14 protein-coding genes are annotated in these 18,343 nt (G+C 65.3%); 4 read left to right on the top strand and 10 right to left on the bottom strand.

Features of this window, described 5'->3' with window-relative positions; all coding sequences use genetic code 11:
• Window positions 1–218 precede the first annotated feature (218 nt).
• Window positions 219–671, top strand: coding sequence for a GNAT family N-acetyltransferase (locus tag AACP59_RS07530; protein WP_339350579.1), 453 nt, complete (start codon window positions 219–221; stop codon window positions 669–671).
• Window positions 672–769: 98 nt separating this feature from the next.
• Window positions 770–1,615, top strand: coding sequence for a mechanosensitive ion channel family protein (locus AACP59_RS07525; RefSeq protein WP_370465996.1), 846 nt, complete (start codon window positions 770–772; stop codon window positions 1,613–1,615).
• A gap of 47 nt (window positions 1,616–1,662) precedes the next feature.
• Here AACP59_RS07525 and AACP59_RS07520 read toward each other — a convergent pair whose 3' ends face one another.
• The 9 genes from AACP59_RS07520 to leuC all read right to left on the bottom strand — a co-directional run bounded on the left by AACP59_RS07520 (window position 1,663) and on the right by leuC (window position 13,875).
• Complete coding sequence (locus tag AACP59_RS07520; protein WP_339350598.1) at window positions 1,663–2,811, bottom strand: D-alanine--D-alanine ligase family protein; 1,149 nt, start codon at window positions 2,809–2,811, stop codon at window positions 1,663–1,665.
• A gap of 264 nt (window positions 2,812–3,075) precedes the next feature.
• On the bottom strand, window positions 3,076–4,074 hold the full coding sequence (locus AACP59_RS07515; RefSeq protein WP_339350576.1) for an NAD(P)H-dependent glycerol-3-phosphate dehydrogenase: 999 nt from the start codon (window positions 4,072–4,074) through the stop codon (window positions 3,076–3,078).
• 117 nt (window positions 4,075–4,191) lie between these two features.
• Window positions 4,192–5,085, bottom strand: coding sequence for a lysophospholipid acyltransferase family protein (locus tag AACP59_RS07510; RefSeq protein ID WP_297317323.1), 894 nt, complete (start codon window positions 5,083–5,085; stop codon window positions 4,192–4,194).
• Window positions 5,086–5,170: 85 nt separating this feature from the next.
• Window positions 5,171–6,502, bottom strand: coding sequence for a UDP-N-acetylglucosamine 1-carboxyvinyltransferase (murA, locus tag AACP59_RS07505; protein WP_297317320.1), 1,332 nt, complete (start codon window positions 6,500–6,502; stop codon window positions 5,171–5,173).
• Window positions 6,503–6,629: 127 nt separating this feature from the next.
• Window positions 6,630–7,706, bottom strand: coding sequence for a CPBP family intramembrane glutamic endopeptidase (locus AACP59_RS07500; protein WP_297317319.1), 1,077 nt, complete (start codon window positions 7,704–7,706; stop codon window positions 6,630–6,632).
• 113 nt (window positions 7,707–7,819) lie between these two features.
• On the bottom strand, window positions 7,820–10,450 hold the full coding sequence (locus tag AACP59_RS07495; RefSeq protein WP_339350574.1) for a CPBP family glutamic-type intramembrane protease: 2,631 nt from the start codon (window positions 10,448–10,450) through the stop codon (window positions 7,820–7,822).
• Window positions 10,451–10,575: 125 nt separating this feature from the next.
• Entirely contained in the window at window positions 10,576–11,568 is a 993-nt protein-coding gene (locus tag AACP59_RS07490; RefSeq protein WP_297317317.1) for a CPBP family intramembrane glutamic endopeptidase, read from the bottom strand.
• 165 nt (window positions 11,569–11,733) lie between these two features.
• Window positions 11,734–12,420: a 3-isopropylmalate dehydratase small subunit gene (gene leuD, locus AACP59_RS07485; protein WP_339350572.1), complete on the bottom strand. Its 687-nt coding sequence runs from the start codon at window positions 12,418–12,420 to the stop codon at window positions 11,734–11,736.
• 51 nt (window positions 12,421–12,471) lie between these two features.
• The gene (leuC, locus tag AACP59_RS07480; RefSeq protein ID WP_297317048.1) at window positions 12,472–13,875 is read right to left on the bottom strand and encodes a 3-isopropylmalate dehydratase large subunit; all 1,404 of its coding nucleotides are present in this window, start codon (window positions 13,873–13,875) and stop codon (window positions 12,472–12,474) included.
• Window positions 13,876–14,090: 215 nt separating this feature from the next.
• On the opposite strand from leuC, the gene AACP59_RS07475 reads away from it, so the two are divergent.
• Window positions 14,091–14,852, top strand: coding sequence for an IclR family transcriptional regulator (locus tag AACP59_RS07475; protein ID WP_297317050.1), 762 nt, complete (start codon window positions 14,091–14,093; stop codon window positions 14,850–14,852).
• A gap of 90 nt (window positions 14,853–14,942) precedes the next feature.
• Here the strand turns inward: AACP59_RS07475 and AACP59_RS07470 are convergent, their stop codons facing one another.
• Window positions 14,943–16,424, bottom strand: a complete 1,482-nt coding sequence (locus AACP59_RS07470; protein ID WP_339350571.1) for a metallophosphoesterase family protein — start codon at window positions 16,422–16,424, stop codon at window positions 14,943–14,945.
• Between the two features lie 198 nt (window positions 16,425–16,622).
• Between AACP59_RS07470 and AACP59_RS07465 the strand changes: the two genes are divergently transcribed.
• Entirely contained in the window at window positions 16,623–17,582 is a 960-nt protein-coding gene (locus AACP59_RS07465; protein ID WP_339350569.1) for a polyprenyl synthetase family protein, read from the top strand.
• The last annotated feature ends 761 nt before the right edge of the window (window positions 17,583–18,343 follow it).

Genomic DNA, 18,343 nt, shown 5'->3' with positions numbered 1-18,343 from the left:
ACACACCACCAACACTTCACACGAGTAAGGGGCCACACCAAAGGGATCTCCCCATCCCGGCCCAGGAGACGACCCGCCACCAACACACCCCACGGCGGGCCGCCTCCACCCCACACCCACCCCCACCACTCAACCTGTTGGACAGGGACGGTTCGGTTTCCGCTGGCAGGCCACCTTGGTAGATTGGAGATGATCAAGGGCCCCGACAAGGAGGAAGCATGCGGTATGAGGTGAGCGAGCGCATTCCCGAAGACGCCAGGTCCATCCGCAGGGCGGTCTTCATGGATGAGCAGGGCTTCCATCACGAATTCGATCGCACCGACGATGTCAGTCTCCATATCGTGGCCTATGAAGACGATGACCCCGCCGGAGTCTGCCGTATCTTCCCCGACCGGGGGAACACCTGGACCCTGGGGCGCCTGGCCGTCCTGAAACCCTACCGCGGCCGGCATCTGGGGGCCGGTCTGGTGGGCAAGGCTGAGGATACCGCCCGGAGCCACGGGGCCGACCGACTCACACTTCACGCCCAGGAACGTGTGGCAGACTTCTATAGATCCCTCGGGTACAAGGACACGGGCATCCACGATCTGGACGAGGGATGCCCGCACATGTGGATGGACAAGTCCCTGACGGATGCCGCCGGGAGCACGGAGAAGGACGGGGCGCGATGAACCTGATGACCCTTATTGCGGGTGGACTTCCGCCCATGGCCGGCAAGGCCCTCGGCACCCTTTCCCTGGCGGGGCCCACCGAACCGGACAGGAACCCCATGGGGCGGTCCGAGCAGGCCATCTCCGGCTTCGGCGATGCCGTCGTCGACTGGTTCCGCCAGAACCTCGGCAAGATCGTCCTTCTGGTCATCGTGGCGGCCTGTGCCACCCTGGTCTCCAGGATCGTGGCTGCGGCCATGCGGCGCGCCCTGGAGCGGACCAACCTTCCCAGCGCATCCATCTTCATCAACATCGTCCGGGCCCTGATCTGGATCTTCGCCGCGGCCACGGTCCTCCAACCGGTCTTCGGCATCAACCCCTCGACCGTGGTCGCCGCCCTGGGCGTCAGCGGACTGGCCCTCTCCTTCGGGCTCAAGGACACGATCGCCAACATCGTCGGGGGCTTCGGGCTCATGGTCAGCAAGGTCATCCAGCCCGGCGACATCATCACCATCCAGGGCACCACGGGCACGGTCCGCGACGTGACCTGGCGCCACACCATCATCGTGGACCGGGCCGGCGGCCAGATGCTGATCCCCAACTCCATCCTCAACACCACGGCCCTGGAGAAGATCCCCGAGGCGGGCGAGGCGGCCACCACGGTCCCCCTCACCCTGCGCGGCGACGCCGACATGACCCGGGCCTCCCGTTCCATCGCCCAAACCGTATCCAAGGCCACCCAGGGCATGGCCATGCCCGCCAACCCGCCCATCGTCCAGTTCCAGGGATTCACCCCCTATGGAATCAAAGGCCAGGTGGTCATGTTCGCCCGGCAGGGCGTCATGGCCTCCGACATGCAGGATGCCGCCACCCGCGCCCTGGCCGGCCAGGACTACCTGGTCCAGGAGGCCGAGACGCTTAGCGAACCGGACGATGCGGACACCCTGACACCAGGGAGTGAATGACCCCTACGCGGCCACCATTCACACAGCCGACGCCCTGAGGCGACCGGTCAGGCCGAGACGCCCTCGATCAGGTCGGTGATCAGGTCGGTGTAGGTGATGCCGGTGGCCTCCCAGGCCTTGGCATACATGGAGATGGGGGTGAAACCGGGCAGGGTGTTGATCTCGTTGACCACAACCCTGCCGTCGGGGGTCACGAAGGAATCGACACGGCTCAGGCCGGTCCCGTCCACGGTCCTGAAGGCCTTGGAGGCCAGGTCGCGGACCTGTTGCAGGGTTTCGGCGGGCAGGTCGGCGGGCACCTCCACGTGGGAGGCGGTGGAGTCCATGTACTTGCTGTCGAAGTCGTAGAAGGCGTCATCCTGGTCGGCCCTGTCCAGCACCACCTCGCCGGGCCAGGCGGTGCGGGGTTCTGCCTCCCCGTCGGGGGCGAGCACGGCGCACTCGATTTCGCGCCCCTCGACACCCTCCTCGATCAGGACCCGCCAGTCGTGCCTGGAGGCCTCCTCGACCGCGGCGGCCAGGGCATCGGCACCGGCCTGATCGACCTTGACCACCCCGAAGCTGGAACCGGCACGGGAGGGCTTGACGAAGAGGGGGTAGTGGAGCCCCGCCTCCTCCACGGCCGTCAGGAGGTCGGCGCCGGAGCGGTGGGCACGGGAGTCGATGGTGATGCCGGGGGCCACGGGGATGCCGGCCTGGCTGAGGAGGATCTTCGTGTAGTGCTTGTCCATGCAGACGGCCGAGGCCAGGACCCCGCACCCCACGTAGGGCAGCCCCATCATCTCCAGGAGGCCCTGGACGGTGCCGTCCTCCCCGTAGGGGCCGTGAAGGACCGGGAAGACCACGTCGACATGGCCCAGGGGCTCCAGGGCTCCCGAGGGCTTGGAGAGGTCGGCGCCCGGGACCAGGTCGGCATGGTCGCCGATCATGAGGCCGTCCCTGCCACGGGCCATGTCGAGGATGACCGGCCGGCTTCCCTCGCCCACCTCCACGGTGGGCAGTCCGGAGCCATGCAGACTCCACTGCCTGGGGTCCTCGCCGCCCACGGTCCACCGGCCGTCCTTGGTGATGCCGACCGGGATGGGTTCGTACCGGTCGGTGTCGATGGCATTGAGCACACCGGCCGCCGATACACACGATATGGAATGCTCGTCGGCACGGCCCCCATACAGCACCACTACACGTTTCCTGGCCATCATTCCTCGGCTTTCCTCATGCTGGGCATGTACCACTACCCGGTTCCGGTGCGGCTGGAAGGAACCCGACGCAGGCATCCCGGGCGGATACATCATTCACACAGCAGGATATCCCCTGAGAGGGCCCCAGTGGGCCACCGGTGCAGCTCATCCACAAGCTTGGCACGAACCGGACCATGATCTCGTGGTCTCGTGACTCCGCGGCTTTGTGGCCCAGCGGCCCCGCGCCTACGTGGATGCCCTGATGCACCAGGGAGAAGGAACCTACTCCGGAGTGATCTCCCCGCCGAACAGCTCTTCGATCATGCCCCGGCAGCTCAGGCCCTGGTCCAGCACGTGACTCATGGCCGTGGCCAGCGGCGTGGCCACCTGGTAGCGCCTGCCCAGGGCCACGACGGCATCGGTGGTGGGTACGCCCTCGGCGACGCCCTTGCTGACCCGGGTGGCCTCCTCGATGCTCTTGCCCTGGCCCAGGTTGAAGCCGAAGGTGTAGTTCCTGCTCAGGGGCGACCCGCAGGTGGCCACCAGGTCGCCCACTCCGGCCAGGCCGGCGAAGGTCTTGGCCTTGGCCCCGCAGGCGGTTCCCAGGGCGGTCAGTTCGGCCAGTCCCCTGGCCTGGATCATGGCGGCCGAGTTCTCCCCGAATCCCGCCCCCCGCGACATTCCCACGGCCAGGGCGGTGACGTTCTTCAGGGATCCGCACATCTCCAGACCGATCACGTCATCCGACACAAAGGCCTTGAAGTAGTCGGTGGTGCAGGCCCGGGCCACCCTCATGGCGGTGTCGGCATCGGCGCTGGCCACCACCGTGGCGCCCGGTTCGCGGGCGGCCACCTCCTTGCTCAGGTTGGGCCCCGAAACGGCGGCGAACCGGGCCGGGTCCAGGTCCAGGGTCTGGCAGACCACCTGGTCCATCCGCCGGTCGCTCCCCCGTTCGATCCCCTTCATCAGGGAGATGACGATGGCATCGGGCCCCAGGAGTCCCTTGAACCCCTCCAGGGCCTCACGGGCGTGCTGGGCGGCTATGGAGACCACGACCATATCGGCACCGGCCACGGCCCGGGCACGGTCGCCCTCGGCTCTGACGGCGTCGGGCAGCCTCTGCACGGTCGGCAGGCGGCGTGCATTCGAGTGCTTCAGGGTGATTTCGTCCACCACATCCGGGTCGATGTCCCACATGACCACCTGGTTGCCTGCGTCGGCCAGTACCTGGGCGAAGGCGGTACCCCAGGCACCCGCTCCCAATACCGTGATCTTCGCCATCATTCTCCTTTGCATAATGCCGTGCGCACAGGAACGCCGACCAGATGCCTCATCTCTTGTCTCCACCATCCTATGACACCTGGGCCGGGGAGGCGGAATTGAAGGTGGGTTTCGGCCCTATTGCTCGCTTCTGGGCCGACGGGTCATGGTCACGTAATCGAAGTACCCCTCGGCCGGGGGCTCCTCGCCGCGGATCTCGGCCATGACCTCCTCCATCCGATCGCGCAGACGGACGCAGAGGGTGTGCATGGCCTCCCCGGGGGGCTCCGGACCCCACTGGTCCATGCCCTCCAGGAGGTCGGAGTAGTCGAAGAGCCGGTCGTAACACATGACCACGTTCTTCCGGGGCCAGGGCCACTTGTGGTTGATCGAGGCCGCCCCCCAGGTGATGCTTGGATAGAGCGGAACCATCCTGCCCAGCTGCCGCGAGGACTCCAGGGCGATGAAGGCGACACCGGGCTTGAGCGACATGGGCCACTTCAGGGGGTCACGGGTCACGGTCCCCTCAGGCCAGATGGTCAGTGGCCTGCCCGAGGTGATGATCCTGATCGACTCCTCCTCGATGGGGCGGGCCTTGCCGGACCTGCGTTCCACCGGCTGCATGCCCGCCATTCTGAACCAGTTGCCGATCAGGGGCCAGTGGGCCATCTCCGCCTTGGCCATGTACCGGGGGCGGCGGCCCAGGTGGAAGAGGGACATCATGGGGACAAAAACATCGAATTGGGTCACATGGGTGGCCGCCGTGATGAAGGGCCCCTTCTCGGGCACCTGTTCCAGACCCCAGGCATAGAGCTTGCAGGATCCGCGCATCACGTCGGAGACCCCGCGCAGGAGACGGGTGGTGCCGGTGGGATGCTGCCCGTCTATCTCATCAAGGTCAGGAGCCCGGTGACCGGTGGGATAGTACCGGGTCGGGTCCACCAGATGGTGCCGTTCGCCCAGGAGGGCCACCTGCCGGTCCGACAGGGGCTTGACCGCTGAACGCGGTGACGGTTTGCCTTTGGAAGCCATGTCATCATTGTGCCCCCTGGGCAGCGGAACCACGCCGGCGGGGCCGGGAATAACCATGATTCCATTACGAGCAGGGGGGGGGGGGTTAGTCGATCTGGGCGTCCAGGGCGGTCAGCTTGTCGCGGAAGTCCTCATAGCCGCGGTCGATCAGGGAGATGCCGCGGACCGTGGAAGGGCCGGATGCCGCCAGGGCTGCAATCAGGTGGCTGAAACCGCCGCGCAGATCCGGCACGTCGATGTCCTGGCCGGTCAGGGGGGTGGGCCCGAAGATGACGGCCGAATGCTCGAAGTTCTGCTGCTGGAAACGGCAGGGCAGGGACCCCAGGCACTCCCGGTAAAGCTGGATGGTGGCGCCCATCTGGATCAGGGGCCGGGTGAAGCCGAACCGGTTCTCGTAGACGGTCTCATGGACGATCGAGAGGCCCTTGGCCTGGGTCAGGGCCACCACCAGGGGCTGCTGCCAGTCGGTCATGAACCCGGGGTGGACGTCGGTCTCGATGGCCACGGGCTTCAGGTCGCCGCCCGGGTGCCAGAAGCGGATGCCGTCGTCACGCACGTCGAACTCTCCGCCGATCTTGCGGAAGACGTTCAGGTAGGTCATCATGTCGGGCTGCTGGGCGCCCCTGACCATGATGTCGCCGTGGGTGGCCAGGGCCGCCGAGGCCCAGGAGGCGGCCTCGATCCTGTCGGGCAGGGAGGTGTGGGTGTAGCCCTTCAGGGACTCGACCCCCTCGATGCGGATGGTCCGGTCCACGTCCACCGAGATCTGGGCACCCATCTTCTGCAGGACTGCGACCAGGTCCATGATCTCCGGCTCCGTGGCGGCCCCGGAGAGCTCGGTCTTCCCCTTGGCCAGGACGGCCGCCAGAAGGGTCTGCTCGGTGGCGCCGACCGAGGGGTAGGGCAGATGGATCTTGGCCCCGTGCAGGCCGTCGGGGGCCGTGATGTGGATGCCCGCCTCGTGCTCCTTGTCGACCTTGGCCCCCAGCCTGCGCAGGGTCTCCAGGTGGAAGTCGATTGGCCTGCTGCCGATGCGGCATCCGCCCAGGGCCGGGATGAAGGCCTCCCCCAGCCTGTGCAGGAGGGGCCCGGAGAAGAGGATCGGAATGCGGGAGGAGCCCGACAGGGTGTCCACATCGGCCACGTCCGCCAGCTCCACATGCTTGGCGTCGATGGTGACGATGCCCTCGCAGGGCTTGACGTCGACCCCGACCCCGTGCAGACGCAGCAGGTCGGAGACCACCTGGACGTCGCGTATCTCGGGCACGTTCTTCAGGACGGAGACACCGGGGGCCAGGAGGGCGGCGACCATGGCCTTGCTGACGAAGTTCTTGGCCCCACGCACCTGGATGCTGCCATGGAGCGGCCTGCCGCCGACCACGTGCAGTAGATCATTCTCGGAATTCACCTTGGACATTTCGGCTTCCTTATCCTATCGGCTCCGGACCGGGGGCACCTCCACCTGGTCAGACCACGTACATTGTCAGTTTGCCATACGGGGTGTGGGGGCAACGTGAATTGTCGCCCCAAGGCGTAGAACAGGCTCAGGCCACGAGCAACCAGACCATGCTCAGCCCCTCCAGCACCAGCAGGATGACGAAGAAGGGGTTGGCCCAGGCGGCGTAGGCATTCGAATAGGTGCGGTTGGCCGTGATGAAGGCCCGAATCCGATGCCTGCCCAGGTAGATGACCACGACCATGGAGAGTCCACCGACGATCAGCTCAAGCAGGCCGACATAGTTGGCCAGGTTCTGGCTCATGTGGGAGACCAACGCATCCCCGATCTGGCTGATGACCAGGTTGTTGCCGATGTGCAGGAGGATGGACCAGAAAATGGAGTACTCGCATGACAGGTACCCCAGGAGGAGGCCGACGGCGAAGGCGAACAGCCCCTGGGTCAGGTCGCCATGGAAGAAGCCGAACATGGTGGCCGTGGTGACGATGGCGAAGACCCTGCCATAGGGCTTGAGTGAGTTCAGGATCGCCCCCCTGAAGACGACCTCCTCGACCACGGGCGCCACGAAGCAGGTGTAGAGGAACATGGGGATGGAGCCGCTGGCCGCCTCAATGGCTTCGCTGGTGGTGCTGATGGAGGTCAGACCCATGGTCTTGGTGGTCCAGTCCAGGCCGATCCCGTAGATCGAGGCGATGGTCTGGGCCGCGAAAAGCAGGAGGAAGCAACCCAGGAATACCGGCCAGGTCATCCGGTTCACCGAACGGTGGAAGATCCCGTCCGGCCCCCCGTCGGTGATCTGGCGGCGGCGCACCAGCACCAGGAAGGCCAGACCGCACAGGCCCGCCATCATGTTGACCATTCCGGCATACCTGACGTCGGTCTGCTGGTAGATATACTCCATGTCCCTGTGCGGGGGGACGGGGTCCGTCAGCAGATTCCACTCCCACTGGGCCACGAGTCCGGCAAGAAACCCCCCGACCTGGATGACCACCAGGTAGAGGATGAGGAAGCCGGCCTGATTGCCGAGCACATGGCGCGCCGAGTGCAACCAGCCGGGGTCGGCCCAGCCCGACACGCCACGGCGACCTGCCACGGGAACGGCAGCCTGCCCCTGATTCGGGCTCCCGGCGGCCCCGGTCCCTGCATTCATCCCTGCCTGCTGCATGCCACACACCCTTCCGGGCCACCGAGGGGCGTTCCACCCCCGTGTTTCCCGACCAAATGTCTCAATCCTACCGCGAACGACCCTCCTTGCGGCCCAAACCCGGTGCAGCACCCCTACAAGTACTGGAGGACCGCCACGGCCAGACTGCACAGGCAGTAGAGGACGAACCAGGACTGCCGCCAGGAGGCATAGATCCCCTTGGGGGCCCGGTACCGGCGGGCGTAGGCCAGGAGCGAGGAGAACTTCCTGATCAGGATGACCAATCCGGCCAGGACGACCAGACCGGCCACCAGGGCCACCACACCCCGAACCTGTACGGGAGCCCTGGAGAGCCAGGGCACCACCAAACCCGAATACCCGACGCTTGCCAGGATGTGGGCGCCAATGGACCAGACCAGCCCGTATTCCATGGCCAGGGCACCCAGCACCAGACCGAGCAGGAAGGCCCAGATCATCTGTGTCGGCTGGCCCTGCATGAAGGCGCAGAGGAAGGCCGAGGTGACGATGGCAAAGACCCGACCGAACCGCCTCAGCCCGTTCATGATGACGCCCCTGAAAATGATCTCTTCGGTCAGGGGCAGAACCAGGAGGGCGTACGCCTGCATGGGCGACGACCCGGACAGGCTCGTCAGGGGGCTCATGAGGATGGCGGGAGAGATATGGAACATGGGCACCAAGGCCTGCAAGCACAGATTCAGGCCATCGGCCAGGGCCTGGCCGACCAGCAGGAGGGCCAGGGCGAGGATGAGGGGCCAGAGCCGGATCCCGCGCCCGGTAATCCAACGTACCTGGTCGTCGCCGTGGAGCTCATGACCGGTCAGGGTCCGACGCTCGCTGAAGAAGACGTAGACGAGGACCACCAGGCAGGAGAGCAGGTAGAGCCCTCCACCCAGGAGGAAGCTCTGTGCCTGGTCGCTTATCTTGCCGCGCAGGTATGTCACCACCACGCTGTCGCCCAGGATGACCACCATGATGGTGATGGCCAGGTACACGAAGGCGAAGGCGCTCTGACCGACAACAGCGTTGACGGCCTCGTTGACGGTCACCCTGGGTCTGGCCCCGTGCGTCCCCCCGGCATCGGTGGACTTGCCTGCCACATCCGAAACGGCAGGTTTGCCGGACTCGGTGGTCTTATCAGGCTCACCCATCCAGCCGGGCTGAACAATCCTGTCGGACCCATCAACCTTGTCGGGCTCGGCAGCCGTGCCAGACTCGCCGACCACCTTCCGGGGACTGGTTATGTCCGCTTCACCGGAGAACCCGCCATTGCCATGACCTGCCCTGGCGGCCGCTCCGCGAGCACCGAAGGCGAACCGGGACCTCTTCGGCTTTGACCGGTGGGGCCTCCTCCCCGACTTCGGTTTGCCGCCACCCTTCTTCGATTCGTCACTGGCCTTTTCCGGCTCGCCAGCGACATTCCCGGACTCGATGCCAGCCCTGGCCCCGGCCTCATCGTCCTTCGCCCCGGTCTTGGTTTGGGGTCCTACCGTGGTTGATGGCTTGGTTGTTGGCTGGAATGCGGCTGCGGACTGGGCCACGGACTGAACCGTGGCCTTGGTTGCGGATTCTGACGGGCCCTGGAGATCGGAGCCATCCAAGGGCTTGTATTCATGCCGGGATACAGGCGGGGGCCCGGACTCGAAGGCCGGCACTGATCCGGATGCCGACTCGGGTCCGAAGGTCCGCCTGGGTTCAACAGCGGGTTCCGGTGCGGATGCCTGGTTGGATGCCGGTTCGGATTCGACATGGTCCGGACGCCACGAATCCAGCGGAGCCGATCCTGGGACAGCGGTTCCCGAACCCGCAGGCTCATCGGGAAGGGGAAGGCCGAGGTTTGATTCCGAGCCCGTATCCCCCACATCCATAGGATCATCGGCCGGGGGAAGGATCGGTGAGGAATCACCGGTGCCGACCGGATCATCGGCCAGGGGAAGGATCTCCTCGGGATTGGATCGAAGCGGAAGGGGAATTCCGGAGTCCAAGGAACCGACATCACCCTTGAAGGGATCGGCCCCGGTCCTTCCGGAATCGAAAGGCCGGCCCGTTGCGGGAGCCGTCTTCCACCCCGACCGTTGCGCCTGTTCTGCTTCCGTCTTCAGGGCCTTTTCGTTCGCGTTTTTTCCCTTCACGGACTTGCCCTTGGTGGAATTCTTCTTGCCAGCCTTGCCCTTCGCGGATTTCCTCTTCGCATCCTTGCCCTTGGCTGATGTATTTTTCGTGGGTGTGCCTTTCCTCTCGACGGGGAGCGCTGCTGATTGCGCCTTCGGGGACTTCTTTTTCGCCGGTGTGGCCTTGGCGGGCTTGGCCTTGACTGATGCGGCTTTGACGGCTCTGGTCTTCGCCGCCTTGCCCCTTACCGGTTTCGCCTTCGTCGACCCACCATCATGCCTCCCGTCCCTTCCCGACCAGGAAACCGACCGCACCCTCCCGGCAGTCCTGCCGACGGATGGGAGGCCCGTCGCCCGGGAGCCGCGATTCTCCGCAACGTCCCCAGTACGGTCCCCGCCCTCGGAGACCCTGTCATCAGGAAACCTGTCATCGGGAATCCAGGCTACGGAACGACCCTGCCGTTCCAATTCCAGATCGGCATCGTCACCTTGTTCCCAGTGCTTGGCGTGGTTCTTCTCTGCGAATTCACGTTCGGTCCATGAACTCCGGGAGGGACCCCGCCCCTTCCGGTCTGCGCCTGCGGTCCGCTGAGCCTCTGTATGGCTGCTCGAACCCTGCTCATACGCATGTCTCATTGGCCGGCATTCCTCCCCAACAGTCAACCCACTGTTCCAAGACTAACCCGGCGTCGGCACAGATGACACACGGGGAGAATGACACGAGGAAGACGGACAGGGCCGAAACCCGGTAGGCTGCCCCGTCAGAGCCAGCCGGGGATCAGCTCACCCACGGCCATGCCCAGGCAGAGGATCAGGAATATCAGGCACCAGGGGGCAAGCCAGGATGCGTAGATTCCCTTGGGGGCCCTGTTCCTGCGGCAGTAACCAACCAGCGGGCGGACCTTGGCCACCATGCCGATGACTCCGGCCAGAAGCACCACCAGGATGGCCACCCCGACACCGATTCGGACCCCTTCAGGGACCGACTGCATGACCCGGGGCAGGAGGCCGGAATAGACCCCGTTGTTGAAGATGTGAAGCACCAGGGACCAGACCAGGCCGTACTCCATGGCCACGTATCCAAGGACCAGCCCCGTCAGGAAGCCGAAGAGCCCCTGGACCAGACTGCCGTGCATGAAGCCGAAGAGGAGGGCCGAGGTGACGATGGCGAAGATTTTGCCATAGGGGCGCAGTCCGTTCATGATCACCCCACGGAAAACCACCTCCTCGGCCAGGGGCCCGAAGAGGAAGGCGTAGAAGAGCATGATCGCCGAGGTCGAGGGATCCGAGGTGTCACCGGCCTGGCCGGGCGAGTGCAGATTCGTGGACGATATGAGGGCGCCCAAGCCCGACTGGGCCGCCGTGGCCACCAGCTGGGCCGCGAAGAGAAGAGTGAGGCTGATGACCAGTACCAGGAGGTTTATTCGCCGCACGGTCAGCCATTGGACCCTGCCCTCGTCTGCCTGGGCAGACCCGAATATGACCTTCCTTTGGCTGATCAGGGCTACGATCAGCGCCACCACAACGGAGAAGAGGAGGAGCCCGTCGCCGTACCGCGCATCCAGCCGGGCAGCGGTCATGTCGGGGAAGATTCCGGGCAGCACCACCTTGGCGCCGATCAGGTCGATCAGGGTCTCGATCGACACGTATATCAGGGCGAAGGCGCTGAGGCCGTTGACCCTGTACCAGACCTGATCCCTGCTGTTGCCGATGGCACCGTGCCGCATGGCACCTCCCCTGTTGCGATGGAACACGCCTCTACGTCCATACTAGGGGTCAACAAGGCCAAAAACCGCAGCACGACACTGGAAATCACACCACGGACAGGGGTGACCATACGACCTTCACTCGTCAGCGCATGGTGGCGCCGGCGCCCTGGGCTACCGCGTCGGGGGGGGGGGGGGCAGGAGGGTCCGGAATCAGATGATGCCCTTCTTGGCCAGGGGACCGTCCCAGTCGACGTCCTGCTCCCTGGCGGATGCGATGGGCTGCTCGGGCAGGTGCTTGGCAGGCAGGGTGGTGGGCTTGAAGGGGAAGCGCTCGGCCCGCATCTTCTCGTAGGCCACGATGTCATCCTCGTGGTGCAGGGTCAGGTCGATGTCGTCGTACCCGTTCATCAGGCGCCAGCGCACGTAGTCGTCCACCTGGAAGGGCAGGACCACGTCGGCGCAGATGACCGTCCGTGAATCCAGGTCGACGGTCATCTCCATGCCGGGCTCCTGCTCCAGGAGCTTCCAGAGCAGTTCGACCGACTCCTGGGACATGATGGCGGCCAGGACACCGTTCTTGGCGGTGTTCCCGTAGAAGATGTCGGCGAAGCGGGGGGCGATGACCACCCTGAACCCGTAGTCGCGCAGGGCCCAGACCGCGTGTTCGCGAGACGACCCGATGCCGAAGTCGGGCCCGGTCACCAGGATCTGCCCCTTGGCGTACTCGGGCCGGTTGAGGAGGAAGTTCGGATCCCTACGCCAGGCGTAGAAGAGGGCATCCTCGAAACCGGTCTTCTTGACGCGCTTCAGGAAGACGGCCGGGATGATCTGGTCCGTGTCCACATTGGAGCGACGAAGGGGCACCCCGACCCCCGTGATGACGGTGAGTTTTTCCATGATTACCTCGAATTTCCTGCCTCGAAATACCTGACTGCCGGAGCCCTGGGCCTAGAGGTCGGCCGGACTTGAGATGGTGCCCTTGATGGCCGTTGCCGCTGCCACCTGGGGTGAGGCCAGGTGGGTGCGCCCTCCCTTGCCCTGGCGCCCCTGGAAGTTCCTGTTGGAGGTCGATATGGACCGCTCGCCCGGGGTGAGCTGGTCGGGGTTCATGCCCAGGCACATGGAGCAGCCGGCGTTGCGCCACTCGGCCCCGAAGTCCTTGAAGATCTTGTCGAGCCCCTCGGCCTCGGCCTGGAGCCGCACCCTGGATGAGGCCGGCACCACCAGCACCCGGTGGAGGTTCTTGGCCTTGTGGTTCCCCTTCATGATGGAGGCCGCAGCCCGCAGGTCCTCGATGCGCCCGTTGGTGCATGACCCGATGAAGACCGTGTCGACGGCGATGTCCTTGATGGACATGCCGGGCCTGAGGCCCATGTAGTCGATGGCCTCCTGGGTGGCCTGGCGCTTGGCCGCGTCCGATATGTCCTCGGGCACGGGCACCTGGGAGTTGATGGGCAGACCCTGACCTGGGTTGGTCCCCCAGGTCACGTAGGGCGAGAGATCGGCCGCGTTCAGATTGACCTCCTTGTCGAAGACCGCATCGTCATCGGTCTTCAGGGTCTTCCAATACTCCATGGCCTTCTCCCACATCTCACCCTCGGGTGCATGGGGGCGTCCCCTGAGATAGTCGAAGGTGGTCTGATCGGGGGCGATCATGCCGGCCCTGGCCCCGGCCTCGATGGACATGTTGCAGATGGTCATACGGGCGTCCATGGAGAGGTCGCGGATGGCCCGGCCCCGGTATTCCAGTACGTGCCCCTGGCCGCCGCCCGTGCCGATCTTGGCGATGATGGCCAGGATGATGTCCTTGGCGCTGACCCCCTCGGGGAGCTTCCCCTCCACATTGACGGCCATGGTCTTGAAGGGCTTGAGGCTCAAGGTCTGGGTGGCCAGGACATGCTCCACCTCGGAGGTGCCGATACCGAAGGCGAGCGCCCCGAAGGCACCGTGGGTGGAGGTGTGGGAATCCCCGCAGACGATGGTCATGCCAGGCTGGGTCAGGCCCAGCATGGGAGCGAAGGCGTGGACGATGCCCTGGTCCGCGTCGCCCAAGGGGTGGAGGCGGACCCCGAACTCCTTGCAGTTCTTCTCCAGGGTCGAAATCTGGAGGGCCGAGATCTTGTCGGCGATGGGCCGGTCGATGTCGACGGTGGGGGTGTTGTGGTCCTCGGTGGCGATGACCTGGTCGACGTGACGGATTCCACGGCCGGCCAGACGCAGCCCCTCGAAGGCCTGGGGGCTGGTCACCTCGTGCATGAGCTGCAGGTCGATGTAGATCAGGTCGGGTTCACTCCCCTGTCCCTTGCTGACCAAATGATCGGCCCAGACCTTTTCCGCCAGTGTCTGTCCCATAACGCCTCCTCGGACCAATGCCCATAAGCCGGATCCAAGCCCTGAACAGGTCCCCATCCGGCATCTACCCCGAGTATGAAACTCCGCTGCCCTTATGAACTTTTGCATTTCACATACTGAGATGCCATAATGCAACCATGACCGAACCAGCCAAGAACGTAAGAGGGGTACAGGATTGGCCCCAGGAAACGACACCCGATCTCAATCATCAGACCATGGGTTCGCAGGAGTCCCATGATGGTGAGATCCATTCGGGCGTCGGCGTTCTGGACAAGACAGTCAAGATTCTTGACACCCTGGAATCAGGGCCCATGACCCTGGGCCAGCTGGTCAACACCACCGGCCTGGCACGCCCCACGGCCCACCGCCTGGCCATCGCCTTGGAACGCCACCGTTTCGTGCTGCGTGACGCCCACGGCCGGTTCATCCTGGGTTCCCGCTTCGCCGAGCTGGCAGCCGCCGCCGGTGAGGACCGTCTCCTGACGGCCGCCGGGCCCATCCTGCGGACCCTGCTCGACCGCTCCGGTGAATCGGCCCAGATCTTCCGTCGCCAGGGCGACATGCGCGTCTGCATCGCCGCCGTGGAACGGGCCTCGGGCCTGCGCGACTCCATCCCGGTCGGCGCCCTCCTCTCCATGGAGGCGGGATCCGCCGCACAGATCCTTCTGGCCTGGGAGGACTCCGAGCGCCTCCACCAGGGCCTGCGCCACGCCAAGTTCAATGCGGCCAAGCTGGCAGCCGTCCGCAAGCGAGGCTGGGCCGAGTCCATCAACGAGCGCGAGGAGGGCGTCTGCTCCATCTCCGCCCCGATCCGCAACGGGTCCGGGCAGGTCATGGCCGCCATCTCCATCTCTGGACCCGTCAACCGGATGTCCACCACCCCGGGGCGCCACTATGCGCCGCTGGTCATGGCCGCCGGCAAGTACCTGACCGAGGCCCTGCAACGGGCATCCTCCGGTCCCGGCCACCGGGCCTGACGGCATCAAGGCGAGGCTCCCGGACCCATCAGCGGCCGACCCGCCCATCCGCCGGCTCATTGGCCTACCGACCCACCGGCCCGGGCACCGTTACTTGTGCCTTGATGACCCCCAGGAGGCCACCAGTCCCGCCAGGGCCGTCAGCCCACCGGCCAGGAAGCCGGGCCTGCGCAGGAGGTTGACCGCGTCTCCGGTGGATGTGGGCACATGGCTCATGGCAAAGGTATAGACCTTATGGGAGCTGGGCCTGCCCACCAGGTCACCGAACTCCAGGAGCTGGGTGCGCGGATGATGGGGGTGGCGAATGTCGAACTCGAAGAGCCTGGCCGCCCGCTTGCGCGGCACCGGGCCGTAGGCCCCGAATCCGCAGGTCGGCGTGGCCCCCAGAACAATCCCCCCGGTCTGCCCCACGAACCCGTTGCGGTGGTCGTGGCCGGCGAAGAGGGCGAAGAAGCCGCGGTCCCTGGTCAGGATGTCGAACTCGCCGCTGTCCTCATCGGGGCAGGACACCCCCTCCCCCAGGTAGGAACCGGCATAGGTGCGCGACTCATCAAGGATGTAGCACTGGGAGTCGAAACGCCGATACCCCTGGACGGCGTAGGCCGTAGTGGATGAGACCGGCTTGAGCAGATCATAGAACTGGGGCAGGGGCATATGCTGGAAGACCATGGACCGGTTGCCCACCAGACGGGGGACGGATCCCAGGAATTCCAGGGCCTGACGGGAGGGAGACCCGTACCCGCCGGACTGGGCGTAGTCGCCGGAATCAAGCAGAACCAGCCCCATGACGCTGCCCTTCCCCTCCATGTCGGCCACGGGCAGGGCGAAGGTGCCCGGCTGGCAGACGAAGGCCTCCTGATCAGGAAGGACGGAACCGCGCAGGGCGTAGGGGCGGTCGGGCCGGGCCGCGGTGGCTTCCGGATTCAGACAGCCGGGGAACTCACGGTAGATGGCATCCATCTGGTCGGTATCCAGCCCGCACTGAAAATCATGATTTCCGTAGGTCACGGCAAAGGGAATCCCCCGCTCCACCAGGGGGCCGGTGATCAGTTCGGCGGTCCTGCGGACCAGGTCTTCAGTGTGCTTGAGCTCCCGATGGCGGACCTGTTCGGCATCCCTGTCGTCACCGTTCGCCCCGGCACCCCGGGATGCCGCGCCGTACGGGGCGGCTGACCCGGCACCCGTGCCCGCACCGTTGGGCCTGCCCAGGGAGGCGCCGCCCAGACCGAGCGCTCCCCCCATGCTCAGACCGGCCGAGTAGACCCCATCCAGCGGGGTGCTCCAGCGCCGCTTCCGGAAGGTCCGTTCGTAGGCCGTGTCATACCCGGCCACCTGGTTGCCGGTGAAGATGACCAGGTCGGGCCGGGCGGCATCGCAGGCGGCGGCGATCAGCCTGACCGTATCCTGGGAGACCTTGGGCCCCTCCTGAACATCGGCCAGTTGCAGGAGCCTGAACTTGCCGGAGTGGTGGAACTGCAGACGCCCCAGCCGGGCGGATACCGACAGGGGACGGCCATCGTCCTCCCCGGATTCCACACGGGAGACCCGGGCGGAGTGGTTGTGCTGACTCATACCATCCAGACTACTTCACTTGTTCGTGAGCCCATAGCCACAGGAGGCATACCTCCCGCTTCGGCCACAAGGATGTTATTTTCCCCACATTCGGGGCCATCAGGTAGATTCGGCCTGCAAATCATGCTGGTTATGACGGAATGGCTTGATATATTGAGCACGGTGCATTCATCGATGAGTATGAGGGAGCGGTTCTCCATGGCAGAAGGGCAAGAGCTCCTATTGCGTGAGGACATGAAGCGGGTTGTGGCCCGTCTTCATGAGGAGCAGACGCACGTCGAGCCCTATCGGGACGACTACCGAAGGCTGCTGGACAACCATGGCAAGATGATCCGGGCCGCCATGGTCATCCTCTTCGCCAGGGCCTGCAGGCCCACCCGGGAACCCGTGGACGAACGGGTCATCACCGGGGCCGCCGCCATCGAAATGCTCCACCTGGCCACCCTGGTCCATGACGATGTGCTGGACGATGCCCCCATCCGGCGCAAACAGCCTACGGTCCATACCATTCGGGGCAACAAGGCGGCCATCTATCTGGGCGACCTGATCCTCTCCCGGTACATGGAGATCATGGCGGAGATCGCCCCGAACACCGACTTCATCCGCGAGCAGGCCGGAACCGTCTGCGAAATCGTGGGCGGCGAGCTCTACCAGGAGTCCGGACGCCACCACACCGACATCACCGTGGACTACTACGACAAGACCATCTCCGGCAAGACCGCGGCCCTCTTCCGCCTGGCCTGCCTGACCGGCATCCGCCTGGCCTGCCTCCGGCCAGGCCAGGCTATGGAGGAGACCGCCCGGACCTTCGGCGGGAACCTGGGCATGGCCTTCCAGATCATTGACGATATCAACGACTTCGACCTGGACAAGGACACCGGCAAGCCCAAGCTGGAAGACATCCGTGACGGCATCTACACCCTCCCCGTCCTCCTGGGGCTCAAGCGGGACAAGGACTTCAGGGCCGTCATCGAATCGGACAGCCCCAAGGATGTGCTCGATTATCTGCAGGGCCACCCGGAACTGGCGGAGGAGAGCAGGCAGACGGCCCGAGACTACCTGGGCAGGGCCGCCCAGGCCATGGAAGATTCCCCGGTGAACAGGGACGTCCGCACCCTGCTGGACGAGCTGGTCCAGGCTCTGACCAGCCAGGTCTGAGCCGCCGGGTTCATCGTAAATGGCTCCAGGGGCGAAGGCGAACCCTGGGGCCACCATGAGCCCGAATACCCGGAAGAGGGTGGTGACGGGCACGTAGTGGTTCATGTCCTTGCCGTACTTGGCATCGTACTTCTCGTGCAGCTCCTCGTTGACCGTGTTCACGCCCTCGACGGCACCGGTCTTCTTTCCTTGGGCCAACTGTGGCATGGCACCCGGAATCCCGACCGACCACTCGACCTTGTTGTCCTTCTCATTGATCAGGGCCGCGGCCTGCCGGGGGGGGGGGGGCCGGATCGCCGGTGTCCTCGTGGATGGCCTCGGTGGCCGCCAGCTTCATTGGCTGGTCGGTAACGATGAACTCGCCCTGCAGGTCGCCATGGGCGATGACACAGATGCCCCCTGCCGAAACTCGGTCATGGTCGTGCGGACCTCTTTCCCGGTCACCGCATAGATGGTCTCCATGATGGCGACCGCCAGGGCCAGACCGATGGACTAGGGGCATGGGATAAATGAAATATCGTCGTCATGGCGAACTGGAATCTGGATAAGCCCGGAACGGTGAACATGGTCCTCCCTTTCCGGAGAATCCATCGGATGGGATGAGCGGTGCGCATCCAGGCAGATCCGAACCCTGATTCAAGATCCGCCTGGCGGCGGCCCACCCCCGATTCCGAGGCGGGTTTCCGCCGGGCAGGTCGACCGGTACCGATGGGTGGGCGAACAACCAGTTTCAAGGCCGAAGCCGGCGGAGATCCGTATTC

The sequence above is a fragment of the Bifidobacterium indicum genome (genome assembly GCF_036987015.1).
Taxonomy (GTDB): Bacteria; Actinomycetota; Actinomycetes; order Actinomycetales; family Bifidobacteriaceae; genus Bombiscardovia; species Bombiscardovia indica.
Note: the sequence above shows the minus strand (reverse complement) of the source record. Positions and strands in the feature narration are given on the sequence as shown.